35 protein-coding genes are annotated in these 26,304 nt (G+C 38.6%); 30 read left to right on the top strand and 5 right to left on the bottom strand.

Annotation, left to right across the window (positions count from 1 at the left end; translation table 11 throughout):
- Positions 1-145: 145 nt before the first annotated feature.
- The 3 genes from AC1D0Y_RS03180 to AC1D0Y_RS03170 all read left to right on the top strand — a co-directional run bounded on the left by AC1D0Y_RS03180 (position 146) and on the right by AC1D0Y_RS03170 (position 1,837).
- A complete protein-coding gene (locus AC1D0Y_RS03180; protein WP_025750456.1) occupies positions 146-835 on the top strand; it encodes a CoA transferase subunit A in 690 nt (229 codons plus the stop codon).
- Positions 836-855: 20 nt separating this feature from the next.
- Complete coding sequence (locus AC1D0Y_RS03175; protein WP_098333967.1) at positions 856-1,524, top strand: 3-oxoacid CoA-transferase subunit B; 669 nt, start codon at positions 856-858, stop codon at positions 1,522-1,524.
- A 64-nt stretch (positions 1,525-1,588) separates the two neighbouring features.
- Positions 1,589-1,837, top strand: a complete 249-nt coding sequence (locus AC1D0Y_RS03170) for a YqkE family protein (protein ID WP_016765509.1) — start codon at positions 1,589-1,591, stop codon at positions 1,835-1,837.
- Positions 1,838-1,864: 27 nt separating this feature from the next.
- Here the strand turns inward: AC1D0Y_RS03170 and AC1D0Y_RS03165 are convergent, their stop codons facing one another.
- Both AC1D0Y_RS03165 and mciZ read right to left on the bottom strand, forming a co-directional pair.
- Positions 1,865-2,782, bottom strand: a complete 918-nt coding sequence (locus AC1D0Y_RS03165; protein ID WP_098433330.1) for an aldo/keto reductase — start codon at positions 2,780-2,782, stop codon at positions 1,865-1,867.
- Positions 2,783-2,875: 93 nt separating this feature from the next.
- Positions 2,876-3,040, bottom strand: coding sequence for a Z-ring formation inhibitor MciZ (gene mciZ, locus AC1D0Y_RS03160; protein ID WP_013059085.1), 165 nt, complete (start codon positions 3,038-3,040; stop codon positions 2,876-2,878).
- A 71-nt stretch (positions 3,041-3,111) separates the two neighbouring features.
- Here mciZ and AC1D0Y_RS03155 point away from each other — a divergent pair, with 71 nt between their 5' ends.
- The 19 genes from AC1D0Y_RS03155 (at position 3,112) to lysA (ending at position 18,266) form a co-directional block, all read left to right on the top strand.
- Positions 3,112-3,663, top strand: a complete 552-nt coding sequence (locus AC1D0Y_RS03155; RefSeq protein WP_013059084.1) for an NUDIX hydrolase — start codon at positions 3,112-3,114, stop codon at positions 3,661-3,663.
- A 327-nt stretch (positions 3,664-3,990) separates the two neighbouring features.
- Positions 3,991-4,635 carry a stage II sporulation protein M gene (gene spoIIM / locus AC1D0Y_RS03150; protein ID WP_477707333.1) on the top strand — a complete coding sequence of 215 codons (645 nt, stop codon included), beginning with the start codon at positions 3,991-3,993 and terminating at the stop codon, positions 4,633-4,635.
- 112 nt (positions 4,636-4,747) lie between these two features.
- Positions 4,748-5,200: a ferric iron uptake transcriptional regulator gene (gene fur, locus AC1D0Y_RS03145; RefSeq protein ID WP_013059082.1), complete on the top strand. Its 453-nt coding sequence runs from the start codon at positions 4,748-4,750 to the stop codon at positions 5,198-5,200.
- 196 nt (positions 5,201-5,396) lie between these two features.
- Entirely contained in the window at positions 5,397-5,624 is a 228-nt protein-coding gene (locus AC1D0Y_RS03140) for a YqzK family protein (RefSeq protein ID WP_013059081.1), read from the top strand.
- 6 nt (positions 5,625-5,630) lie between these two features.
- On the top strand, positions 5,631-6,524 hold the full coding sequence (gene xerD, locus AC1D0Y_RS03135) for a site-specific tyrosine recombinase XerD (RefSeq protein ID WP_098331874.1): 894 nt from the start codon (positions 5,631-5,633) through the stop codon (positions 6,522-6,524).
- A gap of 197 nt (positions 6,525-6,721) precedes the next feature.
- Positions 6,722-7,903: a phosphopentomutase gene (deoB, locus tag AC1D0Y_RS03130; protein ID WP_098579253.1), complete on the top strand. Its 1,182-nt coding sequence runs from the start codon at positions 6,722-6,724 to the stop codon at positions 7,901-7,903.
- Positions 7,904-7,919: 16 nt separating this feature from the next.
- Positions 7,920-8,750 (top strand): purine-nucleoside phosphorylase, encoded by an 831-nt coding sequence (locus AC1D0Y_RS03125; RefSeq protein WP_098249277.1) that lies wholly within the window; start codon positions 7,920-7,922, stop codon positions 8,748-8,750.
- Positions 8,751-8,866: 116 nt separating this feature from the next.
- Positions 8,867-10,033 (top strand): D-alanyl-D-alanine carboxypeptidase family protein, encoded by a 1,167-nt coding sequence (locus AC1D0Y_RS03120; RefSeq protein WP_028410701.1) that lies wholly within the window; start codon positions 8,867-8,869, stop codon positions 10,031-10,033.
- 102 nt (positions 10,034-10,135) lie between these two features.
- Entirely contained in the window at positions 10,136-10,486 is a 351-nt protein-coding gene (gene spoIIAA, locus AC1D0Y_RS03115; protein ID WP_028410702.1) for an anti-sigma F factor antagonist, read from the top strand.
- Positions 10,486-10,929 (top strand): anti-sigma F factor, encoded by a 444-nt coding sequence (spoIIAB, locus tag AC1D0Y_RS03110; RefSeq protein WP_013084935.1) that lies wholly within the window; start codon positions 10,486-10,488, stop codon positions 10,927-10,929. Before spoIIAA ends, spoIIAB begins: the two co-directional genes overlap by 1 nt.
- A gap of 12 nt (positions 10,930-10,941) precedes the next feature.
- Entirely contained in the window at positions 10,942-11,703 is a 762-nt protein-coding gene (gene sigF / locus AC1D0Y_RS03105) for an RNA polymerase sporulation sigma factor SigF (protein ID WP_013059074.1), read from the top strand.
- A 162-nt stretch (positions 11,704-11,865) separates the two neighbouring features.
- Complete coding sequence (locus AC1D0Y_RS03100; RefSeq protein WP_028410703.1) at positions 11,866-12,486, top strand: stage V sporulation protein AA; 621 nt, start codon at positions 11,866-11,868, stop codon at positions 12,484-12,486.
- Entirely contained in the window at positions 12,476-12,898 is a 423-nt protein-coding gene (locus AC1D0Y_RS03095; protein WP_028410704.1) for a stage V sporulation protein AB, read from the top strand. The genes AC1D0Y_RS03100 and AC1D0Y_RS03095 overlap by 11 nt, the downstream gene beginning before the upstream one ends.
- Before the next feature lie 18 nt (positions 12,899-12,916).
- Complete coding sequence (gene spoVAC, locus AC1D0Y_RS03090; RefSeq protein ID WP_025750442.1) at positions 12,917-13,378, top strand: stage V sporulation protein AC; 462 nt, start codon at positions 12,917-12,919, stop codon at positions 13,376-13,378.
- Between the two features lie 13 nt (positions 13,379-13,391).
- Positions 13,392-14,423, top strand: a complete 1,032-nt coding sequence (gene spoVAD / locus AC1D0Y_RS03085) for a stage V sporulation protein AD (protein WP_013084932.1) — start codon at positions 13,392-13,394, stop codon at positions 14,421-14,423.
- Entirely contained in the window at positions 14,411-14,761 is a 351-nt protein-coding gene (gene spoVAE, locus AC1D0Y_RS03080; RefSeq protein ID WP_028410706.1) for a stage V sporulation protein AE, read from the top strand. Before spoVAD ends, spoVAE begins: the two co-directional genes overlap by 13 nt.
- A gap of 6 nt (positions 14,762-14,767) precedes the next feature.
- A complete protein-coding gene (gene spoVAEA, locus AC1D0Y_RS03075; RefSeq protein ID WP_028410707.1) occupies positions 14,768-15,334 on the top strand; it encodes a stage V sporulation protein SpoVABEA in 567 nt (188 codons plus the stop codon).
- On the top strand, positions 15,327-16,808 hold the full coding sequence (locus tag AC1D0Y_RS03070; protein WP_028410708.1) for a spore germination protein: 1,482 nt from the start codon (positions 15,327-15,329) through the stop codon (positions 16,806-16,808). The genes spoVAEA and AC1D0Y_RS03070 overlap by 8 nt, the downstream gene beginning before the upstream one ends.
- Before the next feature lie 138 nt (positions 16,809-16,946).
- The gene (lysA, locus tag AC1D0Y_RS03065; protein WP_028410709.1) at positions 16,947-18,266 is read left to right on the top strand and encodes a diaminopimelate decarboxylase; all 1,320 of its coding nucleotides are present in this window, start codon (positions 16,947-16,949) and stop codon (positions 18,264-18,266) included.
- A 50-nt stretch (positions 18,267-18,316) separates the two neighbouring features.
- On the opposite strand, the gene AC1D0Y_RS03060 is transcribed toward lysA, so the two are convergent.
- On the bottom strand, positions 18,317-19,192 hold the full coding sequence (locus AC1D0Y_RS03060) for a DUF1002 domain-containing protein (protein ID WP_102812629.1): 876 nt from the start codon (positions 19,190-19,192) through the stop codon (positions 18,317-18,319).
- 388 nt (positions 19,193-19,580) lie between these two features.
- Here AC1D0Y_RS03060 and AC1D0Y_RS03055 point away from each other — a divergent pair, with 388 nt between their 5' ends.
- Positions 19,581-20,015 carry a peptidylprolyl isomerase gene (locus AC1D0Y_RS03055; RefSeq protein ID WP_013059064.1) on the top strand — a complete coding sequence of 145 codons (435 nt, stop codon included), beginning with the start codon at positions 19,581-19,583 and terminating at the stop codon, positions 20,013-20,015.
- Between the two features lie 244 nt (positions 20,016-20,259).
- Positions 20,260-20,613: a GNAT family N-acetyltransferase gene (locus AC1D0Y_RS03050; protein ID WP_013059063.1), complete on the top strand. Its 354-nt coding sequence runs from the start codon at positions 20,260-20,262 to the stop codon at positions 20,611-20,613.
- Positions 20,614-20,687: 74 nt separating this feature from the next.
- Here the strand turns inward: AC1D0Y_RS03050 and AC1D0Y_RS03045 are convergent, their stop codons facing one another.
- Entirely contained in the window at positions 20,688-21,209 is a 522-nt protein-coding gene (locus AC1D0Y_RS03045) for a DUF309 domain-containing protein (RefSeq protein WP_028410710.1), read from the bottom strand.
- A 132-nt stretch (positions 21,210-21,341) separates the two neighbouring features.
- Complete coding sequence (locus tag AC1D0Y_RS03040; RefSeq protein WP_170836726.1) at positions 21,342-21,440, bottom strand: YjcZ family sporulation protein; 99 nt, start codon at positions 21,438-21,440, stop codon at positions 21,342-21,344.
- A gap of 198 nt (positions 21,441-21,638) precedes the next feature.
- On the opposite strand from AC1D0Y_RS03040, the gene AC1D0Y_RS03035 reads away from it, so the two are divergent.
- The 6 genes from AC1D0Y_RS03035 to AC1D0Y_RS03010 all read left to right on the top strand — a co-directional run bounded on the left by AC1D0Y_RS03035 (position 21,639) and on the right by AC1D0Y_RS03010 (position 26,164).
- On the top strand, positions 21,639-22,394 hold the full coding sequence (locus AC1D0Y_RS03035; RefSeq protein WP_013059060.1) for a segregation/condensation protein A: 756 nt from the start codon (positions 21,639-21,641) through the stop codon (positions 22,392-22,394).
- A complete protein-coding gene (scpB, locus tag AC1D0Y_RS03030; RefSeq protein WP_013059059.1) occupies positions 22,391-22,963 on the top strand; it encodes an SMC-Scp complex subunit ScpB in 573 nt (190 codons plus the stop codon). Before AC1D0Y_RS03035 ends, scpB begins: the two co-directional genes overlap by 4 nt.
- 118 nt (positions 22,964-23,081) lie before the next feature.
- Positions 23,082-24,230: a D-alanyl-D-alanine carboxypeptidase family protein gene (locus tag AC1D0Y_RS03025; protein ID WP_477707332.1), complete on the top strand. Its 1,149-nt coding sequence runs from the start codon at positions 23,082-23,084 to the stop codon at positions 24,228-24,230.
- Entirely contained in the window at positions 24,223-24,822 is a 600-nt protein-coding gene (locus AC1D0Y_RS03020; protein ID WP_043976337.1) for a nucleoside recognition domain-containing protein, read from the top strand. Before AC1D0Y_RS03025 ends, AC1D0Y_RS03020 begins: the two co-directional genes overlap by 8 nt.
- On the top strand, positions 24,819-25,352 hold the full coding sequence (locus AC1D0Y_RS03015) for a spore maturation protein (protein WP_013084923.1): 534 nt from the start codon (positions 24,819-24,821) through the stop codon (positions 25,350-25,352). Before AC1D0Y_RS03020 ends, AC1D0Y_RS03015 begins: the two co-directional genes overlap by 4 nt.
- Positions 25,353-25,438: 86 nt before the next feature.
- The gene (locus AC1D0Y_RS03010) at positions 25,439-26,164 is read left to right on the top strand and encodes a pseudouridine synthase (protein ID WP_286127732.1); all 726 of its coding nucleotides are present in this window, start codon (positions 25,439-25,441) and stop codon (positions 26,162-26,164) included.
- Positions 26,165-26,304: the final 140 nt, after the last annotated feature.

Here is a 26,304-nt window from a genome sequence, read left to right as displayed (position 1 = left end):
CCTTTAATTTGTCTAGTAATATAACTTTTTTGACAAAAAAATGATTAAATTATAATTTTTAGTTATATATATATTTAAAAAGAAATAAAAATCTTTTATAATAGATTAGAAAGCGTTTTCAAAAATAACGAAGGGGTGGTTATGTATGAAACAAGTACATACGTCGTTTAAAGAAGCGGTGAAAGATATTCACGACGGTGCTACGATTATGGTCGGTGGTTTTGGTTTATGTGGAATTCCGGAGAATTTGATTTTAGCGTTAGTTGAAACAGGGGTAAAAGATTTAACCGTAATTTCAAATAACTGCGGCGTAGACGACTGGGGACTTGGACTGCTTCTGAAAAACAAACAAATTAAAAAGATGATTGGTTCTTACGTGGGAGAAAATAAAGAGTTTGAAAGACAAGTATTGTCAGGAGAAATTGAAGTAGAATTGCTGCCTCAAGGCACGCTAGCTGAAAAGATTCGCGCCGGCGGAGCGGGCATACCTGCATTTTATACACCAGCGGGAGTGGGAACACCCATTGCTGAAGGAAAAGAAGTTCGCGTGTTTGAAGGAAAAGAATATTTACTAGAAGAGGCGTTAAAAGCTGATTTTAGTTTGGTTAGAGCTTGGAAAGCCGATCATATGGGGAACTTGGTGTATAACAAGACAGCGCGCAATTTTAGCCCAATGATTGCAGCAGCAGGAAAAGTGACGATAGCAGAAGTCGAGGAACTTCATCCAACAGGCTCACTCGATCCAAATATTATTCACACACCTAGTGTGTATGTTCAATCGTTAATTATTGGTGAACAAGAAAAACGTATTGAGCGTTTAACCGTTCAAAAATAACAAAAGGGGAGAGATTTTTCATGATTGAAAACGGCGTGAACGTGAGAGAGCGAATTGCAAAACGTGCTGAGAAAGAAATTTTGGACGGATTTTATGTAAACCTTGGAATTGGTATTCCAACGCTTGTGGCTAATCATATCTCAGATAATAAAACGGTAGTACTTCAGTCCGAAAACGGTCTGTTAGGCATTGGACCATATCCGAAAGAAGGAGAAGTAGATCCTGATTTAATTAATGCAGGTAAAGAAACCGTAACGGCGACAAAAGGCGCCTCTTATTTCGATAGTGCTGAATCATTTGGAATGATTCGCGGAGGGCATATTAACATTGCGATTTTAGGAGGAATGGAAGTCTCAAAAACTGGTGACTTGGCAAACTGGATGATTCCTGGAAAAATGATTAAAGGAATGGGCGGTGCAATGGATTTAGTTCATGGAGCACAGCGCATCATTGTTATTATGGAACACGTGACGAGAAAAGATGAGCCTAAAATCTTAAATGAGTGCAGCCTCCCTCTGACAGGAAAAGAGGTAGTGGATCGTATTATTACAGATCGAGCGGTCATTGATATTACGGCAGAAGGTCTAAAGCTTGTTGAAGTAGCGAAAGGCTATACGATAGAAGATATTCAACAATCTACAGAGCCAACTTTAATCATTGATGAACATGTAAAACTAGATGCATTTTGATTTTTGGTAACAAAAGCAAGAATATGATACAATATCTCTCAATTAAAGTAGCGGGGGAATTGTGATGGCTAAAAAAAAGCAAAAACAATCAGCACAAAAACAAAATGATCAGCTTAGTATTAAAGATCAGCTAAATGATAGCTTATTAAAACAGCTTCAAGCTAAAAAACAGGCGCTTTCTTTAAAAGAAGAAGAGCAGAAAGAAACAGAACGTAAAGAAGCTGCTCGAATTCGAAAAGAAAAAGAAAAAAATAAGTCGTTTGAAGAACTGTTAAATGAAAGTGATTTGAACTGGTCTGAATTTAAAAAATAAAAGCGCCTTTATCGGCGCTTTTATTTTTTAACGGTGAGCTTCGTATTGATTTGCTTTAAAGATCGATTGCAGCTTGCTGATTTCAGTAGGCTGAAGCGGGGAAGCCTCGACAGCTTTGATGTTTTCACGAAGCTGTGAAGAAGAGCTTGCTCCTGCTACAACCGAGGCTACCGTAGGATTAGCTAAACAGTATTGAAGTGCCGTTGAGTTTAGCGAGTGAGTTGGTCGTACGTGACGAAATTCTTCTATCGTTTTTGCTAATTCCGTACCACTATAATCTAAGTAGCCCTTGCCCTCGAATGCAGCAAGCTTTTGCTCTCCTTTTTCGGTTAGCAGCCCTTTGGCTACTGGACCTCTCGCTACAACGCTAATGCCGTTATCATGTAAAAGCGGAAGTGCACTTTCTTCAGGACGTCTGTCTAACAAGCTGTATTGCATCATGACGCTGACAATAGAAGAATTTTGCACATACTCTCGAATCACATTTGGGCGAATAGATGAAATACCATAGTAGCGAATGACGCCTTCTTGTTTTAATTCTTCAAATGCTTCAATCGTTTCCTCAATATTGTCTTCAACAGTTCCTCCGTGCAGTTGATATAAATCGATGTAATCTGTTTGAAGACGGCGCAGGCTTTCTTTTACTTCGTCTTTTATGTAAGCTTTAGACGGATCCCACGTCCAGCTGTCTTTTGCATCATTCCAGCGATTCCCCACTTTTGTGGCTAAAATAATATCATTTCTGCGTTTTTTTAGGGCTTGTCCCACAAACTCCTCGTTTAAGCCAAAATCATATAAATCTGCTGTATCGAAATAATTAATGCCATATTCGAGAGCTTCATCAATCATATTGACAGCGTGTTTTTGTTCCGTTCCAAGAGACATGCACCCTAAACCTAATGTACTGACAAGCAAGTCTGAAGTACCTAAGCGTCTTTTTTTCATCTATGTCACTCCTTATTTTTTACTTGTTTCTATCTATTGTAGCGCTATGATAGAGGGAAACTCAAATAAGAAGATTAGAAAACTGCAGCACAATTAGTGTCTGCAGTCTGCTTGTTTGTAAGAATTGAAATTTTGAGAGATAGCGTTCGTCCATTCATCAACATACTGAAATTGTTCACCGTATTCTTTTAACTTTTGTTTGATTTCCCATGCTTTACCAACCAAAATGATTTGCTTCTCGTGAACATAAACTTTCATTTTTTCTACCTCCCAAGATTCGTATGATAGAATATATGTAAGAGTCAAAAAAATAGAACGAGGTGTAGAAAATGGATCATTTAACAGAAAAAATGCTGTCTTCTGAAAAGCTGTTTGGAGGCAGAGTGATTGATTTGTACTTAGAAGAAGTAGAGCTTCCAAACGGAAAAACGAGTACAAGAGAAGTAGTTAAGCATCCTGGAGCCGTAGCTGTCATTGCATTAACAAGCGATCATAAAATGGTTATGGTCAAACAGTATCGCAGGCCGATGGATCGTATTTTAGTCGAAATTCCAGCCGGCAAGCTAGAAAAAGGAGAAGAGCCGATTGTGACAGCAAAACGTGAGTTAGAAGAAGAAACGGGCTATACGACAGATTCGCTTAGCCATATTATTTCTTTTTATACATCGCCAGGTTTTGCGGATGAGTTGGTGCACCTTTATTTAGCGGAAGATTTAAAAGTGATGACCACCAAAGCAGAATTAGACGAAGATGAATTTGTTGAAGTAATGGAAGTTACGGTAGATGAGGCCCTTACTCTTATTCAAAACAAGGAAATTTATGATGCAAAAACAGCCTATGCTGTGCAGTACTTACAGTTAAAAAGCGGATTAGGAGAGTAAGAGAGTTTTTTCTTTTACATACGAACGGCAATCTAGCAATTTAGAGGTTTACATTGAAACGTCATTTGATGTGAGAAAAAACAGGCATGCGTATATCTCTAACTTAAAAAAATGTGTGACAACCATACCTTAGTTTAAGGAACATCCGAACGATGAATAGAGATTCTTGATGGAGAATCAAATTCGTTCGGATTTTTTTAAGGTGATGGTGAATGCAGATTTCATTATGTCTCATTCTCTTTTTTTATTTGATAGATTCAAAAGATTCTTGGCATAGTTTTTGTACTCTATCATACACTCTATTAAGCGATTAATAGGAGGAAGACGATGAGAAAAAAACAATTGCCATTATCGTATGCAAGACATTTTCAAGAAAACAGTTCTATTTATTTGTTTGTGACCGTGCTGTTTTTAATGGGAATCATTTTTGGGGCTATTGTTGTAAATAGTTTGACGCTTGATCAAAAAGAAGACCTGTATTTTTATTTAAACCGGTTTTTCGGACAGGTAAAGAGTGGAGAAGTAGCAAGCAGCGTTGAAATGTTTCAGCAAAGTTTTTTTCATAATGTTAAATACTTAGGGCTCATTTGGATATTAGGAATCGCCATTATTGGTTTGCCTGTAGTGTTAATTCTGCTGTTTTTAAAAGGAATGGTGATTGGTTTTACCGTAGGCTTTTTAGTCAATCAAATGGGAATCTCTGGTTTTGCGCTATCTTTTGTATCTGTTATGCCGCAAAATATCTTTCTCATCCCGGCGTTTCTAATCTTGTCTGCAGCTTCCGTTGCCTTTTCTTTGAAGCTTGTGCGGCAGCAATTCTTTAAAAAAGCAGCGGAGCCAATTTCCGCATCCTTTTTACGCTATGGCGGCACGATGATTGCAATGATATGTTTGGTTGCCTGTGCGGCTACAGTTGAAGCCTACGTATCACCTACTTTAATGAAAAGTGTAATGGCTCTATTAAATAAATAAGAATAAGTATTAAGTAAAAAGAATTCTTTTTTCTTATTAATAATAACTTTATTTTGACACCCTCGACACATCTGATATAATGGATTAGTGAATGGCGAGGGAGGGAATAATTATGGAAAGTCGAATTGAGCGAATTAAGCAGCAGTTGCACTCAGCTAGCTATAAATTGACACCTCAACGTGAGGCGACTGTAAGAGTACTTCTTGAACATGAAGAGGATCATTTAAGTGCCGAAGATGTATATCTCCTCGTCAAGGAAAAGTCTCCGGAAATTGGATTGGCAACTGTTTATCGTACGTTAGAATTGTTAACTGAACTTAAAATTGTTGATAAAATAAACTTTGGCGATGGCGTTTCTCGCTACGATTTAAGACAAGAAGGAGCCGCACACTTTCATCATCACCTTGTGTGTATGGAATGTGGATCTGTGGACGAAATTCAAGAAGATTTGCTTGAAGACGTTGAAGAAATTGTGGAAAAGCAATGGAATTTTAAAATTAAAGATCACCGCTTGACATTTCATGGCATTTGCCATCGCTGTCAGGATAAAGAAGACAAGCAGTAAAAGCCTTTTCCCTAATGGAGAAGGTTTTTTGTTGTACATAAATAGAAAAAAATAACGAGGTTACAAGCTACATGGTTTTATAGAAAGAAAGGAAATGACCAGGAGAGCACTCAGCGTGTAAAGGCAAGAAACATGTATAAAACCTGTCCCAATTGGCATATCTTCTAATAGAATCAAAAATTGGAGGAATTGTTTCATGAAATCATGGGCTGAAATGGTATATAATACATGTAAAGTATTTATCTTATTTACCGGGTTTACTCTTTTGTTTTATTTTGGAATGATATGGGTATCTCAAGAGTATCAAAATTATAAACGTTATGATGAGCCCTCGGGTTCAGCAGTTAAGGTCATGCAAGCAAGTGTGAACAAAGATCAGACGTGGCTAGAGCGTTTATTTATGTTTTATCAAAACGGGGAGTAGAGGCTATTGAATGATCAAATTCAAGATTTTATTCATTATTTAGTAGTAGAGCGGGGACTGGCGAAAAATACGATTGATTCATATGAACGAGACTTAAAAAAGTATGCTCAATATTTAGAGCATGTAGAGCAGCTGAAATCATTTAATGAAGTAACAAGACTTCACATCGTTAATTTTCTGAAATATTTAAGTGATCAGCAAAAGTCATCTAAAACGATTGCGAGACATGTGGCTTCAACTAGATCTTTTCATCAATTCTTACTAAGAGAAAAAGCAGCGGATACAGATCCATCCGTTCACATTGATACTCCGCAGCTTGAGCGCAAGCTGCCAAAAGTGCTAAATGCAGAGGAAGTAGAGGCGCTGTTAAATGTGTTTGATACTTCGACGCCTTTTGGCGTACGAGACAAAGCGATGCTTGAGTTGCTTTATGCTACTGGAATTCGTGTGTCTGAACTCGTTAACTTAAATATTGATGATGCACATTTGACGATGGGATTTATTCGTTGTATCGGAAAAGGGAATAAAGAAAGAATTGTCCCTATCGGAAGGTTGGCAACGGAAGCGATTGAAGAGTATTTACAGCATAGCCGGAGTATTTTAACAAAGCAAAAGGAACAGGACAAAGCACTCTTTGTTAATCATCACGGAAGGCGTTTAACAAGGCAGGGGTTTTGGAAAATATTAAAAAAATTAGCTTCTGAAGCAAAAATTGAAAAAGAATTAACTCCTCATACGTTACGGCATTCGTTTGCTACTCATTTGTTAGAGAACGGCGCGGACTTGAGAGCCGTTCAAGAAATGCTCGGGCATGCGGATATTTCGACCACTCAAATTTATACACATGTTACAAAAGCACGTTTAAAAGATGTATACAATCAGTTTCATCCGCGAGCGTAGGAAGATTCCAATGTCCAGTGATTTCATAGACATTGGTTTTTTTGATTGAAAACACTTTCATTCATGTGTACAAAAAAATAAAAAGCGTCTATACTAATAGAGAGGTCAGACTTCTGACCAATAAGAGAAGATGGTTAAATTATTTCCAAACGGGAATTTTATAGAGAATAAATAAATTGATATTTGGAGGGAATAAAATGGCGCATACATATAAACGCGTATTTTTAATTGTCATGGATTCAGTAGGTATCGGTGAATCGCCGGATGCTGAAAAATACAATGATAAAGGTGCTGATACGTTTGGTCATATTGCAGAGCACTGCAGCGGTCTTCATATGCCCAATATGGCTAAGCTTGGCCTAAGCAATATCCGTGAAATTAAAGGAATCGATAAAGCCGAAAAACCGTTGGCTTACTATACAAAAATGCAGGAAGCTTCTGCAGGAAAAGATACAATGACAGGCCATTGGGAGATTATGGGTCTTAATATTGATACGCCTTTTAATGTATTTCCAGACGGATTTCCAGAAGAGCTGATTTCACAATTAGAAGAAAAAACAGGTCGGAAAATCATTGGGAACAAACCAGCGTCTGGTACAGAAATTTTGGATGAGCTAGGAAAACAACATATGGAAACAGGTGACTTAATCGTCTATACATCAGCAGATTCTGTTTTGCAGATTGCTGCTCATGAAGAAATTGTTCCAATTGATGAATTGTACAAAATTTGTGAGATTGCTCGTGAATTAACGCTTGATGATCCATATATGATTGGACGTGTTATTGCTCGCCCGTTTTTAGGTGAACCAGGTAACTTTACACGTACATCCAATCGTCATGACTATGCATTAAAGCCTTTTGGACGTACAGTAATGAATGAATTAAAAGACAATAACATCGATGTTATTGCTATCGGTAAAATTTCTGATATTTACGACGGAGAAGGGGTAACAAAATCTCTTCGTACCAAATCGAATATGGACGGCATGGATAAGCTAGTTGATACATTAAACATGGACTTCACAGGCTTAAGCTTCTTAAATTTAGTTGATTTTGATGCTCTCTATGGTCATCGCCGTGATCCACAAGGATACGGGCAGGCGCTTGAAGAATATGATGCACGCTTAGAAGAAGTATTTGATTTATTAAAAGAAGATGATTTATTGATTATTACAGCTGATCATGGAAATGACCCAGTTCATCATGGGACAGACCATACGCGTGAATACGTGCCGCTTCTTGTGTACAATAAAGGCATGCAAGAAGGAAAAGAACTTTCTATTCGTCAAACGTTTGCGGATATTGGCGCAACGGTAGCAGAAAATTTTGGCGTAGCAATGCCTAAGCATGGAAAAAGTTTTTTAAAAGAGCTGAATTAAGCAGGGGGAATGGAGTATGAAAAAAGAATATATCGAAAAAGCAGCAGCATATATTAAAAATCAATCAGCTGTTACACCAACAATTGGACTTATTTTAGGTTCTGGGCTAGGGGTATTAGCTGACGAAATTGAAGGCGCGGTAAAAATTCCGTATAACGACATTCCTGAGTTCCCGGTTTCAACAGTTGAAGGTCACGCAGGTCAATTAGTAATAGGTACTATTCATGACGTACCGGTTGTAGCTATGCAAGGACGTTTTCACTTTTATGAAGGGTATGCCCTTGATAAAGTAACATTTCCAGTGCGCGTAATGAAAGAAATCGGTGTAGAAACGTTGATTGTAACGAATGCAGCGGGCGGAGTGAACGAATCCTTTAATCCAGGAGACTTAATGATTATCTCTGATCATATTAATAACTTTGGAACCAACCCTTTGATTGGACCTAATGACTCTGATTTTGGAGTAAGGTTCCCGGATATGTCAACTGCTTACTGCAAGGATCTTCGTCAATTAGCGAAGAAAGTAGGAGCTGATTTAAATATCGCCTTACAAGAAGGTGTATATGTAGGAAATACAGGTCCAACATATGAAACGCCTGCTGAAGTACGCATGCTTCGCATTATCGGGGGAGACGCGGTCGGCATGTCTACAGTGCCGGAAGTTATTGTCGCACGCCATGCAGGTATGAAAGTACTAGGTATTTCTTGTATTTCTAATATGGCAGCTGGCATTTTAGATCAGCCGTTAAATCATGAAGAAGTGATTGAAACGACTGAAAAAGTAAAGCAGCAGTTTTTATCTCTTGTAAAAGAAGTAGTAAAGCAGCTTCCAGCTTATCAACAATAAGAAGAAAATATGACTTCAAGCATCGAGAATTTCTCGATGCTTTTTTTATTTGGTTTAGTATAAATCGATTATACCTTGGAAAAAATAGGTTGTATAAAGAATGGAGGTTTGTGGAGATGAAGCGAACTATTGTAAAGTTACTCGTTGTCATATTTTTATTTCCACTTATGACGCAACCTGTTTTAGCCGCAGAAAAAAAGAATTCTGAGCTTGCTGACAGTGCTAGGTCAGCTATTTTAATTGAACGGGATACAGGAAAAATTCTATACGAAAAAAATAGTAATCAAGAACTTCCCCCTGCCAGTATGACTAAAATTATGACAATGATTTTAATTATGGAGGCTTTGGATAAAGGGAAAATTACCTTAAAAGATAAAGTGCGGGCAAGTGAATATGCCGCTTCAATGGGGGGCTCACAAATCTTTTTAGAGCCCGGAGAAGAAATGACGGTAAATGATTTGCTAAAAGGGATTGCGATAGGTTCCGGTAACGATGCTTCTATGGCAATGGCTGAATATTTAGCTGGATCAGAAGAAAAATTTGTAGCAAAGATGAACCAAAAAGCGAAAGAGCTTGGTTTGACTCATACAAAATTTCAAAATCCGACAGGCCTGCCCGTAGAAAATCACTATAGTACAGCTCATGATATGGCCATGATGGGCAGAGAGCTGCTAAAGTATGAAAAAATTATTAACTATACAAGTAAATATGAAGCTTATTTACGCACGGATACAGATAAGAAGTTTTGGTTAGTAAATACAAATCGCTTAGTGAAGTTTTATCCCGGCGTTGATGGACTCAAAACCGGATTTACAGGTCAAGCTAAATATTGCCTAACAGCTACCGCTAAAAAGGGAAATATGCGTGTGTTAGCGGTTGTATTCGGTGCAAGCACGCCAAAAGATCGCAATAATCAAGTAACCAAAATGTTAGATTACGCGTTCAGTCAATATACAACGAAGCCTTTATACAAAAAAGGAGACGTTATTACCAAGATAGATGTAAACAAGGGTAGCGAAGATCAGGTAACAGCTGTTACGTCCGAGCCTATTTCTGTTTTATTGAAAAAAGGAAATGCAGCCAAAGATGTTAAAACAGAAGTGAAAATGAACGAGAAGTTAAATGCGCCTATTCAAAAAGGCGACAAAATTGGAACGTTGACCATTAAGAAGGATAACAAAGTAGTTAGTTCTTCACCACTTCTTGCAAAAGAAGATATCGATGCTGCTTCTTGGTGGAAGATATTCAAACGTACATTCTCTATTTTCTCTCAAACATCTTAAACAGCTAAATGTGACGAAATAGAACTAGTTTTGTCGGTGAGAAGGATTCTATTCTGTCGGCAGCGAAAGACTGACTATAAGATTTCCGAGGAGGTTTGTATAGTGAGTCTTTCGATTGAATTGGAATTCAAACAAGATGTCTTGTTGGTTCGATTAACTGGAGAATTAGATCATCATGCGGCAGAAGAGCTAAGAAGCAAAATCACCGAAGCGATAGAGAAGGAATCTATCAGCCATTTGATTTTAAATTTACAGCATTTAACCTTTATGGACAGCTCTGGCTTGGGGGTTATTTTAGGGAGATACAAACAGGTTCATAATAACGGCGGGGAAATGGTTGTATGTGCTATTTCTCCTGCCGTAGAACGTTTGTTTAATATGTCAGGCTTATTTAAAATTATTCGTTTTGAACCTAATGAAGAAAACGCGCTTCAAAAATTGGGGGTGGCATAATGAAAAATCAAATGAACCTCCAATTTTCCGCGCTTAGTCAAAATGAATCGTTTGCCCGCGTCACGGTAGCATCATTTATTACGCAGTTAGATCCAACAATGGATGAGCTAACAGAAATTAAAACAGTCGTATCTGAAGCAGTAACAAATGCTATTATTCACGGCTACGAAAGCAATCCGGATGGTGTGGTATACATTTCTGTGACGCTTCATGAAGATGGTGTAGTCGAGCTGATGATTCGTGATGAAGGAATTGGTATCGATAACGTGGATGAAGCCAAACAGCCTTTATACACAACGAAGCCAGATCTAGAACGTTCTGGAATGGGTTTCACCATAATGGAAAACTTTATGGACGAAATTCGAGTGGAATCAACTGTATTAGAAGGTACGACCTTATATTTAAAAAAGCACTTAACAAATAGTAAAGCGCTATGTAATTAAGGAGACTTGCCAATGGATGTGGAGGTCAAAAAAAATAAAAACGAACCGTATTTAAAGGATCATGAAGTTAAAGACCTCATCAAGCGCAGTCAGCAAGGTGATCAAATTGCACGAGATACAATCGTCCAAAAAAATATGCGGCTCGTTTGGTCGGTTGTTCAACGTTTTATTAACCGCGGTTATGAGCCCGATGATTTATTTCAAATTGGATGTATAGGGCTATTAAAGTCCGTTGATAAATTTGACTTATCGTATGATGTTAAATTTTCAACATATGCTGTTCCAATGATTATTGGTGAAATTCAGCGATTTATTCGTGATGATGGCACGGTAAAGGTTAGCCGTTCTCTGAAAGAAATGAGCAATAAAATACGTAAAGCAAAAGACGAGCTTTCCAAGTTACTTGGACGCGTCCCTACAGTCGCTGAGGTTGCAGAACATTTGGATCTCACTCCTGAAGAAGTAGTGCTAGCTCAAGAAGCTAATCGTGCTCCTTCGTCTATTCACGAGACCGTCTATGAAAATGATGGGGATCCAATTACCCTTCTTGACCAAATTGCTGATCATACGGAAGCGAAGTGGTTTGATAAAATTGCCTTAAAAGAAGCAATTGAAGAACTTGATGAGCGTGAAAAGCTCATTGTCTATTTGAGGTATTACAAAGATCAAACTCAGTCTGAAGTGGCGGCAAGGCTGGGAATTTCTCAAGTTCAGGTATCGAGGCTTGAGAAGAAAATCTTAAAACAAATGAAGCTGCATATGAATGATACGTAATACTTAAGAAGCAATCCGTTTTGCTATTCAAAGAAGAATAGTGAAACGGATTGCTTTTTTTTATTTGGTAATTAATGGTCTGTTCAGAAACGTGAATTAGAAAATTTAAGAAAATCCATACTACTCGTACAGGGAGATAATGAATCGTAAGGTGTGATATGAATGGAAAACGTTCTTTATCTTAAAATGAGGCATCGTATTCAAGTAAAACCTGATGAGGCTGTAAATATTGGACAATTAGCAATGGTTATAGCAGGAGATTCTGTTCAAAAGCAAATTGAAACGCTAGTTGTATATCAAGTAAGTATGAGTGATCGAAATATTATCATTGTTGATTTAATGAAGGTAATTGAAAAAGTTACCTCTCAGTATCCGCATTTAGACATTCAGACGATTGGACCCGCTCAAACGATTGTAGAGGTCGTGTATAAAAAGAAACAATATTCCTTTTTGTTTTTTCTAGCTGTTTGGTTTCTTCTCTTCATCGGAGCTGCTTTGGCAATTATGAACTTTCACGAAGATGTGAGTATGAAACAAGTACATCAAAAATTGTTCTATATGCTGACCGGTCTGAGAGACAAGCAGCCTTTGCTGATTCAAGTGCCTTACTCTATCGGTTTAGGCTTGGGAATGATTCTGTTTTTTAACCATGTCTTTAGAAAACGAATTAATGAAGAGCCTAGTCCTCTCGAAGTCGAAATGTTTAATTACCAGCAAGACTTAGATCAATACGTCATTATGCACGAGAATAAAGAAAGTATGAAAAAAATTGATGATCATTAACATTGTGATGACCATTGTAATTGGGCTTGCGGGAGGACTGGCTGCAGGTGCTGGGTTTGTAGCATTTTTAACGGTGTTGGGCATTATTCCGCGTTTGATGCAGCTGACCAAAACCATGAAATATATTCAAGCATATGAATGGGGAGTAGTGGGGGGTGCTGTTACAGGCGGTTGGTGCAGTCTTCATCAATACACGTGGCAGTTTCCTGCGGTGTTCATTATGATCATAGGTCTAACGAGCGGTATTTTTATTGGAATGTTGGCAGCGGCGTTAACAGAAGTGCTTAATGTATTGCCGACGTTAACGAAACGAATAGGAATGGAAGGCAAGCTTATTTTATTGTTAATGGCCATTGTACTAGGCAAAGTATGCGGATCATTATTTCATTGGATTTATTTTGTTAATCAATAAGAAAAGGATGTATGTAACATGGCAAATAATCAAAAATTAAAAGATAACTATCAAGAAAGCATTAAACCATTTCAGCCTAAACCTTCATATGTGGCAAATTGCCTAAAAGCCTTTTTGGTAGGGGGAATCATTTGTACACTAGGACAGGCAATTCAAAATTTCTATATTGCATTTTTTGACTTTAATGAAAAAAATGCAGGTAATCCTACCGTTGCAACCCTTATTTTAATATCTGCGCTCTTAACCGGGTTTGGGATATACGATCGTATTGGTCAATTCGCAGGTGCAGGTTCAGCCGTTCCTGTTACGGGTTTTGCCAATTCCATGACGAGTGCAGCGCTTGAACATCGAAGTGAAGGGATTGTTCTTGGAATTGCGACGAACATGTTCAAACTGGCTGGAAACGTCATTGTATTTGGAACGGTTTCGGCTTACGTTGTAGGAATCATTCGCTACCTTTTTAAAACTTATTTGCTATGAAAAGAGGGGGATTATGAGAAAAACTGGGAAGCAAACGTGGGTTTATGAAAATCCTATTTATATTAACGCTACGGGAACAGCTGTAGGACCAAAAGAAGCAGATGGACCGTTAGGAGAAACATTTGATATTACACATAAAGATTTGCACTGTGAAGAAGACAACTGGGAGTTGGCTGAAAGAAGGCTAATGACGGAGTCCATTGATTCCTGCTTGCAAAAAATAAATTTATCCTATGAAGACGTTGATTTGTTTTTGGCTGGAGATTTATTAAATCAAAACGTAACGGCTAATTTTGTAGCCCGGCATAACCAAATTCCATTTCTATGCATGTTTGGCGCTTGCTCCACATCGATGGAAACACTTGCAACAGGAGCAGCTCTTGTAGATGCAGGGTTTGCTAATCGTGTTATTGCATCAGCGAGCAGTCACAACGCAACGGCTGAGCGCCAATTTCGAAATCCTACCGAGTACGGAGGACAAAAACCAGATACAGCAACGGCAACCATTACGGGAGCAGGGGCAGCGCTGGTCTCGAAAGAAAAAGGTATTGTGCGTCTGACGTCTGCAACGATTGGTCGGGTAATGGATTACGGGATTAAAAATGCAAACGACATGGGTTCTGCTATGGCACCAGCTGCTGCAGATACCATTCAAAGACATTTGGAAGACTTAAACGTTGCTCCAAGCGAGTATGATCTTATTTTAACAGGAGATTTATCTGGTGTAGGAAGTCCAATCTTAAAACAGCTGCTCAAGGATGAAGGCTACGATATATCAACCAATCATAATGATTGCGGATTAATGGTATACCGCCCTGATCAAAATGTATTTGCAGGAGGAAGCGGCTGCGGCTGCTCGGCCATTGTCACGTATGGGCATATTTTAAATGAATTAAAATCAGGAAACTTAAAAAAAGTGTTTATGGTAGCAACAGGAGCTCTTTTAAGTCCAACGATGATTCAGCAAAAAGAGTCAATTCCAACAATTGCTCATGGCGTCGTCTTAGAACATATTGGGGAGGGGGATGATCAATGGAGTATGTAATAGCTTTTGCTGTAGGAGGAATCATTTGCGTTATTGGGCAGCTGCTGCTAGATCTTGCTAAGCTTACTCCAGCACATGTTATGAGTTCATTTGTAGTTGCAGGAGCGATTTTAGATGGATTTGGTCTTTATGATAAGTTAATTGAATTTGCTGGCGCCGGAGCGACGGTTCCAATTACAAGCTTTGGTCATTCTTTGCTGCACGGAGCGATGAAGCAAGCGGATGACCATGGACTTATTGGAATTGGGATTGGGATTTTTGAACTTACCTCCGCTGGAATTTCAGCAGCTATTTTATTTGCTTTTATTATTGCGTTAATCTTTAAACCGAAAGGATAAAAGATTATGAAAAAAAGAAGGGTCATTATTGTAACCGATGGGGACGAATATGCACGCAAAGCAATTGAGCATGTAGCTAAATCGGTTGGTGGCAGATGCATTTCGAGGTCATATGGAAACCCTACTACGTTAACAGGCAGTCAAACGGTAGAGTTAATTCTTCAAGCACCATATGATCCCGTCTTTGTGATGTTTGACGATAGCGGTTTCTTAGAGGAAGGGCCTGGGGAAGTTGCTTTGCTCCATGTAGCAAAGCATCCTCAAGTAGAAGTTCTTGGAGTGATTGCCGTTGCATCACGTACTCATCAAAGCGAATGGACAAGAGTGGATGTGACCATTGATCGTTTTGGGGAAATATCGCATTACGGAGTGGATAAAAGCGGAATTCAAGAGTTAGAAGTCGGACGAATTAATGGAGATACAGTTTACTGCTTGGATCAGCTTGATATTCCCTTAGTTGTAGGAATAGGGGATATCGGCAAAATGGCTAGGATGGATGATGTTAAACTGGGATGTCCTATTACAGAAAAAGCAGCAAGACTTATTTTAGAAAGGAGTGGTTCGTTTGGATAAGCTAGCAGAGCAGAAAACAGCTATTTTCTCGAAAGTACAAAAAAACGATCAGTGGTTCAAAGAAAATGCTAGTATGAACACAAGTTTTGATGTGGGCGTGCGTAAACTGCTTATTTTGGATCGAGAAGTTCACGTTTACTATGTAACAGGACTGTGCGATAGTTCATTTATTATTGAAATTACAAAAGTGCTCGTTCAAATTAATGATAATGAAGTTGAACGAGCAAAGCTGAAGGATATTGTTGAAAACCGTCTTATTCATCAGCAAGTCAAGCCTCTAAAGACGCTGGATGATGGAATGGTGTCGGTTTTATCAGGACTGCTATTCGTTTTAATTGACGGTGAAGAAGTTGGCTTTGAAGTCGATGTGCGTACATATCCTGGCAGATCCCCTGAAGAAGCTGATACAGAGAAAGTAATTCGCGGAGCAAGAGATGGATACACTGAAAACATCATTATCAATACAGCGTTAACAAGAAGACGAATTCGTGACGGAAGATTTCGTTTTGAAATTATGAAGGTAGGCGAACGATCAAAACTGGACGTAGCGATTGGGTACATAAATGGCGTAGCTGATCCAGGGCTGGTTAAACTGATAAAAGATGAACTTGAAGCAATTGATATAGATGGTTTGCCGATGGCTGACAAATCAATTGAAGAGTTTTTAGTCAAACAAGGAATTAATCCTTTTCCAATGGTACGCTATACAGAACGTCCGGACACAGCAGCAGCTCATGTACTAGAAGGGCATGTAATCATTATTACCGATACGTCTCCAAGCGTTATTATTACGCCAACTACGCTGTTTCATCACGTACAGCATGCAGAAGAATACAGGCAGTCTCCTTCTGTAGGAACGTTTATTCGCTGGATACGTTTTTTAGGAATTCTAGCTTCTCTTTTCTTATTACCGCTATGGCTATTATTTGTACTTGAGCCAGACTTGCTGCCGTCAAAACTGCAGTTTATTGGACCAAACGAAGCAACAAATATTCCAACTGTTGTTCAAATTTTCTTAGCTGATTTTGGGATTGAATTTCTGAGGATGGCGGCGATTCATACGCCGACGCCGCTTGCCACGGCGATGGGCTTGATTGCCGCCGCGCTTATTGGGCAAATTGCTATTGATGTAGGTCTCTTTGTTCCGGAGGTTATTTTGTATGTGGCTATTGCAGCAATTGGTTCGTTTGCAACGCCAAGCTATGAGTTAGCAGTAGCAAATAAAATGCTGCGATTGTTTCTGTTAATTTTTGTGGCGGCCTTTCATACTCCAGGGTTTCTTATTGCAACAACGTGTATCATTCTCTATATGGCGCGATTAAAATCGTTGAATACGCCTTATTTGTGGCCGTTTCTTCCATTCAACCCGCAGGCTTTATGGCAGATTATCATTCGCACACCGGTTCCTGGAGCAAATCCGCGTCCTAGTATTGTACATCCGCAGGACAAAGACCGCCAGCCTGCAAAACCTTAAACAAAATATGTGGTTGAAACCTGTATGAAGATGTGATAGATTTGTTTTAAATATGGAAAATAATAAATATTTAGACAGTTAGCAGCGAATTGCCGTTAACTGTCTTTTTTACACTATACACAGGAACGGGGTCTAAACATGTTTTTACACGGAACAAGTCGCATAAATAAGCAGGGTCATCTTGAAATTGGTGGAGTTGATACGGTTGAATTAGCATCAAATTTTGGGACACCCCTTTACGTATATGACGTGGCTTTAATTCGGCAGCGTGCTAGAGGATTTAAAGAAACATTTGAAAAGCATGGGGTAAAAGCACAGGTCGCTTATGCAAGCAAAGCTTTTTCTACAATTGCCATGGTCCAAGTCGTTCATGAAGAAGGTCTTTCGTTAGACGTTGTTTCGGGAGGAGAACTGTACACGGCTTTAGCAGCTGACTTTCCGAAAGAACGGATTCATTTTCATGGAAACAATAAAAGCCGAGCAGAACTAGAAATGGCTATCAAAGAAGATGTAGGATGTATTGTAGTTGACAATTTTTATGAGATTTCATTACTTCAGGAAATAACGGAACAGTATCAAAAAAAGATGCCTGTTCTTCTCAGATTAACACCCGGAATTGAAGCTCATACACATGATTATATCTTGACAGGGCAGGAAGACTCGAAGTTTGGGTTTGATCTTCAAAACGGTCAAGCAGACGAAGCTGTGCGTCTTGTACAAAATAGCAAGGGGCTAGAACTTTTGGGTATTCACTGTCATATAGGATCTCAAATTTTTGAAACAACCGGATTTATTATGGCGACTCAAAAGCTTTTTGCAAAAATGAAAGAGTGGAAACAACGTATAGAATTTGTTCCGCAAGTATTAAATTTAGGCGGGGGCTTTGGTATTCGTTATACGGAAGAAGATCAGCCTATTCCTGTTTCGCAGTATGTGGAAGTTATTATAGAAGAGGTCAAAAAGCAGTCCAAACAGTTAGAGGTAGAAATTCCTGAAATTTGGATTGAACCCGGCCGCTCTCTTGTAGGAGATGCTGGAACGACCCTGTATTCAATTGGTTCTCGTAAACATGTGCCTAATGTACGTGAATATGTAGCGATTGATGGAGGAATGAACGACAATATCCGTCCGGCGCTGTATCAAGCGAAATATGAAGCGGTCATTGCCAATCGAATGAATGATGAGAGTGATGAGCTTGTATCTATTGCGGGTAAGTGCTGCGAATCGGGGGATATGCTGATGTGGGATGTACATCTTCCAAAAGCAAACCCAGATGATTTATTAGCGATGTTTTGTACAGGCGCATACGGTTATTCTATGGCAAGTCACTATAACCGTTTGCCAAAGCCAGCTGTCGTGTTCGTAGAAGATGGAGAAGCACAGCTAGTCGTAAAACGCGAAACGTATGAAGACATTGTAAAAAATGACGTGAAATACAAAGTGACGGTAAAAAAGTAACGAGTGATTAACGTAAAAAAAAAGAGCCTCTTGTTCAAGAGGCTCTTTTTTTATGAGAATAACGATTTAATAGCATTAATAATATCAACAAAGAATTGCTTTAATTTATCAAGAAATGATTGGCCTTCTTCTGACTGAAGAAAGGTTGTTACTTTTTCCTTTGTCGCGGAAAGCTGGTCTTTTACTTGATTCCAATCGATGTTCATATCTTTTAAACGATTGAAAAAATCAACAAGTGTATTAAGCTCTGAATCTGTTAATTTAATACCTAAATCATCAGCCACTCGCTGAATTAACGTGCGTAAATCATCCTTTGTTTGAGGATTTTCTTTGGCAATTTCTTCTTTAATCGTTGCCATAAACTGCGCTGCTTTTTCTTTACCGATTTTTTCACCAAGCTGAGATGTCTGGACCATCTCTTCATTGGCTGCTTTTTTTACTTCTTCTGGGATTTTTTGATCTGTTTGAACTTCATATGCTTTCATAATACCTGTTAAAGCAGCTGTACCAGATACTTCAAATGGAGCGGTAATCTGGATTTTTGCATCTTTAACGCCGGCGGTCATCAAAGCATTAATATACATGTCGTCTGTAATACCATTAATATTTTGAGTTGATACGCTTAAACCTGAATCTTTTGAACCAAGGGTAATACTAGAAGATGAAATAGCACGAGATCCAATAGTAGCCTTTGGAATAAAGTCACCTAAATATTCATGCTCTTCTTGGTTTGTCACGGTTACTGTTTGAGCATTGCTTGGTGCATCGAGGTCATTTAATACCTGTTGCTTCTGAGAGCTGGTTAAGTCCTGACCTAATGTAATAATAACATCGCCCGGCGCAGCATCTGCAAAACTTTTTAAGGGTGCGGTTAGGAATAGAAGAAGACCTAATGTCACCATCATTGCTTTTATCGTTAATTTCAAACCTTTTTCCTCCTTTAATCCCATACTTGCCCTATTATAATACGGGCAGGTCTGAAGTAACAGAGTCAATTCATCATTTTCCCATAAATCAGTCTAGAGGCGTAGATTTCTATATGAAATGAAATCTATGTATCTCTATCACTGTATTAGACGGATGATACTATAAAAAGTTTCATCTCACAACTACTATTTTTTATTTAGAGCCCTACGAGAAGAAAGTGAAGAAGTGCATTCATTGAATTCATGAGCTTGTTTGTAGTAGAATAGAGTGAGTTTATAAATGTAAGTGTTCTACTCTAGGTGGCACTTACAACTTTTACGTTTTGCCGCTTTGATAGGGAAAACAGAGCCTATAGCGGTACTAATACATATATTGGAGGTCATTTATATGAAAAAAGCAAGTATTCTAATGGAAAATGGCGAAAAAATTCTAATCGATTTATTTCCGAACGAAGCACCAGGAACAGTAGAAAACTTTGAAAAGTTAGCTAATGAAGGATTCTACAACGGCGTAACGTTCCACCGCGTTATCCCTGGATTTGTTTCTCAAGGAGGAGACCCAACTGGTACAGGTGCTGGCGGCCCTGGCTACTCAATTAAATGTGAAACAGAAGGAAACCCTCACAAACATGAAGCGGGTTCTCTATCAATGGCACATGCTGGTAAAGACACAGGCGGCAGTCAGTTCTTTCTTGTTCATGAGCCACAGCCTCATTTGAACGGTGTTCACACTGTATTTGGGAAAGTAACAGAAGGACTTGATACAGTGTTAAAAATGAAAAATGGCGACGTAATGAAAGAAGTAAAAGTCTGGGAAGAATAAGAGCATATTGCTATAAATGGATATTAGCTGATAAAACGTCATAACAACCTTTTACAGGGGGTTACGGCGTTTTTTCTTCGCGCAACAGCTCAAAAAGCGTAATAGATTAGGTTTCTCATACACGCATGACATAGGACAAGCTTTTGTGTAATATTGCTATTTACTTATAAATTTTGTATGATAAAAGCAGTAAAAAACGCAGCGCATTAATTTGTAGGAAAGTTTGAGGACGAGGGAGAATCGTATGCTTATTCGCTATAAACGAAACTATGAAAAAATTGCCATGGGTCTTCTATCGTTTGTACCTACGGAAAAAGATTTAAAAAAACTTCAACAAACGATGAAAGAATATGAGCAAAACGAACATTGGCAGCTGTATCTTTGGAAGCAAGAAGAAGATATTATTGGGATTGTTGGCATTTCCATGCTCGATAAAAGTTTGATTGAGGTTCAACACGTCAGTGTAAACCCTTCACACCGCCAACAGGGTATTGGCAAAAAAATGATTAAAGCTCTTAAAGAAATGTATACGACTGCACAAATTAAGCCGAGTGAAATCATCGCTCCGTTTTATGAAAAGTGTCAGGCGGATGAATAAAAAAAGCATGATTAGGCGAGGTGTGAAAGCTTCTTTCACATCTTAGTCATCATAAAACAACAGGTAGCTTCTAGCTACCTGTTGTTTTGTTTTGCCAATAAGTTCGCTTGTCTTTCCGCAATCACATCTGACCGATCTCGCGTGCTGTGACGATGAACAATCGCATCATTTTGCAGATTAGAAGCTGATAACCAGACAAGCTGTTTATCAGTGCTTCTTTGTTTGCAAGCCCGTAATAATGCTGGATCTTCAATGGGCAAGTTAATACTTTTATATGGCTGATAGGTATCGGTTAAAGCTAATTGTTTGCGAAGAAGTTTAAGCAGTGAAGGATAATTAAGTCCAAGCTGTGCAATATTTTCTTCTTCCTTCGTTAAAATTGCCAGCGCCTTTTGCATCGTTCTTTTGGCTCCAGCGAAATTTTGGCGTCGATGATGATAGAGTGAAACAGCAATTTGAATAAGGCCAACCCAAATAATATTGCGGCGTCCTCTTTCGTCTTTTTTCCAGTGTTCTTCTAGCAGTTCATGACATTCAAAGTAATCCCGGTCGCCATGAAAATGAACTAAATAATCAATATAGGCTTGTGAATACAATCTTGTTCCCTCCTGGTAAGACTCTATATGTAGTGTATCACAAAAATTAGCTATTCATCAGCGCGGTGCCTTTAAAGAGACAAACGTGCTCAAGGTATGGCGAACACGTTTGTTTTTATTCAATATGTGTGGTTAGAAGCGTAAGCAAGAACAACCAACAATAATTAATAAAATAAACAGTACAACAATTAAAGCGAAACCGCTACCGTATCCACAAGATTTTTCACCCATGCGAGTTCCTCCTTCAGCCATTTCAAAATCTTATTACCTTGACATCATATGTATGTTTAAACTTTTTGTATGGGCAAATGACCTATTTTTACGTTAATTTGTATTGGACATGTGTCTATAATCCTCTATACTAATGATAGTAACGTTATATAAAGCAGCAGAAATGATAAGCAATTGAAAAGTGTTGGTGAGATAAAAGTGGAGTATAGTGTAAAAGTAGATGCGTTTGAAGGACCTTTAGATCTTCTTCTGCATTTGATTAACCGATTTGAAATTGATATTTACGATATCCCAGTAGCGACAATTACTGAGCAATATATGATGTTTATACATACAATGAATGAGCTTCAGCTAGACGTTGCCAGTGAATATCTAGTCATGGCAGCAACTTTGCTTCAAATTAAAAGTAAAATGCTTCTGCCTACGTATGAAGAAGATATGGATGAAATTGAAATGGTCGATGAAGAAGATCCGCGTGAAGAATTGATGCAGCGCTTAATTGAATATCGAAAGTTTAAAGAAGCGGCTGTAGAGCTTCAAAAGCTGGAAGAAGACCAAAGTCATGTGTATACAAAACCTCCAAGTAATGTGCAAATAAATGCAGAAGAACGTACGCAGCCTCAGGATGAAGGATTGGATATATCACTGTATGATATGCTAAGTGCTTTTCAAAAGTTGATGAAGCGAAAGCAAAACAAAAAGCCTATGCAGACGAAAATAGCAAGGCAAGACATTCCAATTGATAAGCGCATGAGTGAAATTGTGAATGAATTAAAAGCCTTTAAAGGGAAAAAAAGTTTTTATCAGCTGTTTCCTTATCAAGAGCGTGATCATATTGTTGTAACGTTTTTAGCTGTGCTGGAATTAATGAAAGAAAATGAAATCGTTGTGGAACAGCAGCACAATCTAGACGAGCTTTATGTATCGTATCGAGAAAGGAATGAAGAGGAATGACAACGAATAATCTACAGGCTATTATTGAGAGCTTACTTTTTGTTTCTGGTGATGAAGGTCTATCCATTAGCCGGTTAGCTGAGATTATAGAAAAGCCTCATGAAGACATTCAAGGTGCTTTGGAGAGCTTAGAGCAAGAGTGTAAGTTCAGAGGAGTTACACTTGTTGAAATAGGAGGGGCCTATCAGCTTGTTACAAAAAAAGAGTATGCACCATATATTGAGAAGCTCGTAGAAGCTCCCGCTAATCAATCGTTATCACAAGCAGCGCTTGAAACGTTAGCAATTGTAGCGTATAAGCAGCCAATTACAAGAGCTGAAATCGAAGAGATTCGTGGAGTGAAAACGGAAAGACCTCTTCAAACTTTAATTGGAAAGGTTTTATTAAAAGAAGTGGGACGAGCAGAAGGCGCAGGTCGGGCCATCTTATACGGAACGACAAAAGAATTTTTAGGCTATTTTGGGCTTAAAAGTATCGAAGAGCTGCCGCCGCTTCCAGAAGATTTATTACAAGAAGGAACCGATCAAGAAGCAGATTTGTTTTTCCAATCGTTTCAAGAAATGAAGTGAAAATGTAAAAGAACATAGAGTTTTTTCTATGTTCTTTTTTGTATGGACAAATCTTTTCATTCATAACCAAAAAAGACGAGCATAAACTTGTACAAACAGGTAGAGGGACGGGGATGACATGAAAAGAAGCAAAAAAAGTATCATCTATCTATTTATTGTATTGCTATGTCTCAGCGGTTGGCCTTCCACATCATCTGCAGCGGGGAGCGTAAGTGCTCATAGTGCTATTTTGATGGAACAGAAATCAGGGAGAGTATTATATGCTAAAAATGCAGATCAAGTTAGCCGAATTGCTAGCATTACAAAAATTATGACAGCAATACTGGCGATTGAATCTGGCAAAATAAATAAAACAGTTACCGTTAGCCACAGCGCAGTTGGTGTTGAAGGTTCTTCTGTGTATTTAGTTGAAGGTGAAAAAATAAAATTAAAAGATTTAGTATATGGCCTGATGCTTCGTTCAGGTAATGATGCTGCTGTAGCTATCGCAGAAGCCGTTGGAGGAAGCGAAGATGGATTTGTTTATTTGATGAATAAAAAAGCAGAAGAAATTGGCATGACAAATACAACATTTAAAAATCCGCATGGATTAGACGATCATGAAAATCATCGCTCAACAGCGCACGATATGGCTCTGCTCATGCGCTATGCAATGAATAATAAAATTTTCAAAGAGATTTCAGGAACAAAAGTCTATCGAATGAAGCATCCTGAAGAGAAATGGGATCGAGTGTGGAAAAACAAAAATAAACTGCTGACAACACTATATGCATACTGTACTGGCGGAAAAACAGGGTATACAAAATTAGCAAAACGAACGCTTGTGACAACTGCTACAAAAGATGGAATGGATTTAATCGCCGTAACGATTAATGCCCCAGATGATTGGAACGATCATATTTCCATGTATGAAAATGCATTTGATAAATATGATATGACCAGTTTAGCTGCAAAAGGCGAGTTGGCAGATATAAAGGATTCTTTTTATAAAGATCAGCTGTATATTAAACGAAATGTCGTCTATCCGCTCACAAAGAAAGAACAAAGCTCTATAGAAGTAAAAACAACGTTAATTCAGCCTAAAAAGCAGTGGAAAGAAACAGGGGAAGTTCCAAATGTGGTAGGAAAGCTCGATATTTATAGAAGTGGAGAGACGATTGACAGTGTTCCAATTTATTTCGAAAAGCAGTCCGAGCAGCAAAAAGGTTTTTTTGATAAAGTGAAGCGATTAATGTTTATTCAGTCTGGAGCCAAAACAGATGGTTAATGTTATTTGGATGCTGCTGACCATTATCGGAATTGTTTTTGCGATTATAAATGGAAAAATTGGTGATGTAAACAAAGCAATTTTTCAAGGAGCAGGCGAAGCAGTGACCATCAGCATTGGGTTAATCAGCGTGCTGGTCTTTTGGTTAGGGATGATGAATATTGCTCAAAGTGCAGGGCTTCTCGACAAGTTAGCGAAACTGTTTCGACCCATCATTACAAGACTTTTTCCTGATGTTCCAAAAGATCATCCGGCCCTAGGGTACATATTGTCCAATATGATGGCGAATATGTTTGGACTCGGGAATGCGGCAACTCCTCTTGGCATTAAAGCGATGGAGCAGCTTAAAAAGCTAAACGGCGATAGAGACGAAGCAAGCCGTTCTATGATCACACTTTTAGCACTTAACACCACCAGTTTAACACTTATACCAACCACAGTTATTGCCATTCGGATTACGTATAACTCGGCTAATCCTACTGAAATTGTCGGTACCACGCTTTTAGCAACTGTTGTAGCTACGATAGGAGCTATCATCATTGATCGCTTCTTTTATTATCGACGTACACGAAAAGGAGGAAAACGAAAATGACGATGCTTAATCAAGTATCATTGATGTTTATTCCTCTTATTGTAGGATGCATTTTACTTTATGGGACCTATAAAAAAATTCCTACGTATGAAAAGTTTGTAGAGGGAGGGAAAGACGGATTACAAATTGCTTTTTCCATCATTCCTTACTTAGTCGGCATGTTAGTGAGCATCTCTATTTTTCGAGCTTCAGGAGCCCTTGATTTTTTCTTATCTGTTTTAAAACCTATGCTGCAAGCAGTCGGCGTTCCGGCTGAAATTGTACCTTTAGCTCTTATCAAACCGATATCTGGAACGGCTGCTCTTGGTATCACGACGGATTTAATTTCTACATACGGACCTGATTCTTTTATCGGTCGTTTGGCATCGACCATGCAGGGAAGTACAGATACCACATTTTATATTTTAACGGTTTATTTCGGAGCGGTTGGCATTAAAAAAATGGGAGATGCGCTGAAGGTTGGTTTACTGGCAGATTTGGTAGGAATTATTGCCTCAGTTGTCATTGTAATCCTTGTGTTTGGCCGGTAAGAAATCGAAAATTCTACCTCTGAGTGGCAAATAGACTTGTGTATTACTTCGTAAACAAGTAAGATGTTACAAGAGGTGAAGTGTTAATGGAACGATTACAAAAAGTGATTGCTCACGCAGGTGTAGCATCAAGACGTAAAGCTGAAGAATTAATCGGCCAAGGCCGAGTGAAAGTAAATGGAAAAGTTGTAAGAGAATTGGGCACGAAAGTAGGTCCTAACGATAAAATTGAAGTAGACGAAGTGCCGGTAGAAAGCGAAGCGCCCGTTTATTTTATGCTATACAAACCAAGAGGCGTGATTTCAGCTGCTAACGACGACAAAGGAAGAAAAACAGTCGTTGACTTCTTTCCGCATGTAGAAGAAAGAATTTACCCGATTGGACGTCTGGACTATGATACGTCGGGTCTACTTCTTTTAACAAATGATGGTGAATTTGCTAATCAGCTAATGCACCCGAAATTTGAAGTGGATAAAGTGTATGTAGCTAAAATTAAAGGAATCCCAAGTCGTGAAAGCATCAGACAGCTGCAGCGCGGTGTGATGCTTGAGGACGGAAAAACAGCACCAGCTCGTGCGAAAGTTCTTTCTATTGATAAAAGCAAGCAGACGGCAATTGTGGAATTGACGATTCACGAAGGGAAAAATCGTCAAGTACGTCGTATGTTCGATGCAATCGGACATTCTGTCTTAAAATTAAAACGTGAGCGCTACGGACCTTTAGATTTACGCGGATTAAATGCAGGAGAAGCTCGTGAGCTTACAGCGCATGAAGTCAAACAATTATATTCAATGTCTCAAACAGGTAAGTAATTTTCACTTACCTGTTTTTTTTATGAAAAATGTCGTGAATTAGAAAAACAAGCAAGGTTTTTTGAAAAAATGTCGAACTTGTAGAATGAGAGGAAGACTTCACAGAAACGTCGAAATATTATCGGAAAGCCACTACCAAA

The sequence above is a fragment of the Priestia sp. P1_B12_1 genome, from assembly GCF_056406695.1.
The sequence above is the reverse complement of the archived record's forward strand: the minus strand, read 5'-3'. Positions and strand labels throughout refer to the sequence as shown.

Coding starts and splice junctions, on each gene's coding strand:
- AC1D0Y_RS03120 (WP_028410701.1), top strand. CDS start 8,867: ATGAAGCGAACTATTGTAAAGTTACTCGTTGTCATATTTTTATTTCCA.
- AC1D0Y_RS03040 (WP_170836726.1), bottom strand. CDS start 21,440: ATGGGTGAAAAATCTTGTGGATACGGTAGCGGTTTCGCTTTAATTGTT.
- AC1D0Y_RS03020 (WP_043976337.1), top strand. CDS start 24,223: ATGGTTAATGTTATTTGGATGCTGCTGACCATTATCGGAATTGTTTTT.
- AC1D0Y_RS03100 (WP_028410703.1), top strand. CDS start 11,866: ATGGAAAACGTTCTTTATCTTAAAATGAGGCATCGTATTCAAGTAAAA.
- spoVAE (WP_028410706.1), top strand. CDS start 14,411: ATGGAGTATGTAATAGCTTTTGCTGTAGGAGGAATCATTTGCGTTATT.
- deoB (WP_098579253.1), top strand. CDS start 6,722: ATGGCGCATACATATAAACGCGTATTTTTAATTGTCATGGATTCAGTA.
- AC1D0Y_RS03165 (WP_098433330.1), bottom strand. CDS start 2,782: ATGAAAAAAAGACGCTTAGGTACTTCAGACTTGCTTGTCAGTACATTA.
- AC1D0Y_RS03155 (WP_013059084.1), top strand. CDS start 3,112: ATGGATCATTTAACAGAAAAAATGCTGTCTTCTGAAAAGCTGTTTGGA.
- spoVAC (WP_025750442.1), top strand. CDS start 12,917: ATGGCAAATAATCAAAAATTAAAAGATAACTATCAAGAAAGCATTAAA.
- spoVAEA (WP_028410707.1), top strand. CDS start 14,768: ATGAAAAAAAGAAGGGTCATTATTGTAACCGATGGGGACGAATATGCA.
- spoIIAB (WP_013084935.1), top strand. CDS start 10,486: ATGAAAAATCAAATGAACCTCCAATTTTCCGCGCTTAGTCAAAATGAA.
- AC1D0Y_RS03180 (WP_025750456.1), top strand. CDS start 146: ATGAAACAAGTACATACGTCGTTTAAAGAAGCGGTGAAAGATATTCAC.
- AC1D0Y_RS03015 (WP_013084923.1), top strand. CDS start 24,819: ATGACGATGCTTAATCAAGTATCATTGATGTTTATTCCTCTTATTGTA.
- fur (WP_013059082.1), top strand. CDS start 4,748: ATGGAAAGTCGAATTGAGCGAATTAAGCAGCAGTTGCACTCAGCTAGC.
- scpB (WP_013059059.1), top strand. CDS start 22,391: ATGACAACGAATAATCTACAGGCTATTATTGAGAGCTTACTTTTTGTT.
- lysA (WP_028410709.1), top strand. CDS start 16,947: ATGTTTTTACACGGAACAAGTCGCATAAATAAGCAGGGTCATCTTGAA.
- AC1D0Y_RS03140 (WP_013059081.1), top strand. CDS start 5,397: ATGAAATCATGGGCTGAAATGGTATATAATACATGTAAAGTATTTATC.
- spoVAD (WP_013084932.1), top strand. CDS start 13,392: ATGAGAAAAACTGGGAAGCAAACGTGGGTTTATGAAAATCCTATTTAT.
- AC1D0Y_RS03175 (WP_098333967.1), top strand. CDS start 856: ATGATTGAAAACGGCGTGAACGTGAGAGAGCGAATTGCAAAACGTGCT.
- AC1D0Y_RS03050 (WP_013059063.1), top strand. CDS start 20,260: ATGCTTATTCGCTATAAACGAAACTATGAAAAAATTGCCATGGGTCTT.
- mciZ (WP_013059085.1), bottom strand. CDS start 3,040: ATGAAAGTTTATGTTCACGAGAAGCAAATCATTTTGGTTGGTAAAGCA.
- spoIIM (WP_477707333.1), top strand. CDS start 3,991: ATGAGAAAAAAACAATTGCCATTATCGTATGCAAGACATTTTCAAGAA.
- sigF (WP_013059074.1), top strand. CDS start 10,942: ATGGATGTGGAGGTCAAAAAAAATAAAAACGAACCGTATTTAAAGGAT.
- AC1D0Y_RS03010 (WP_286127732.1), top strand. CDS start 25,439: ATGGAACGATTACAAAAAGTGATTGCTCACGCAGGTGTAGCATCAAGA.
- AC1D0Y_RS03095 (WP_028410704.1), top strand. CDS start 12,476: ATGATCATTAACATTGTGATGACCATTGTAATTGGGCTTGCGGGAGGA.
- AC1D0Y_RS03170 (WP_016765509.1), top strand. CDS start 1,589: ATGGCTAAAAAAAAGCAAAAACAATCAGCACAAAAACAAAATGATCAG.
- AC1D0Y_RS03055 (WP_013059064.1), top strand. CDS start 19,581: ATGAAAAAAGCAAGTATTCTAATGGAAAATGGCGAAAAAATTCTAATC.
- AC1D0Y_RS03125 (WP_098249277.1), top strand. CDS start 7,920: ATGAAAAAAGAATATATCGAAAAAGCAGCAGCATATATTAAAAATCAA.
- AC1D0Y_RS03025 (WP_477707332.1), top strand. CDS start 23,082: ATGAAAAGAAGCAAAAAAAGTATCATCTATCTATTTATTGTATTGCTA.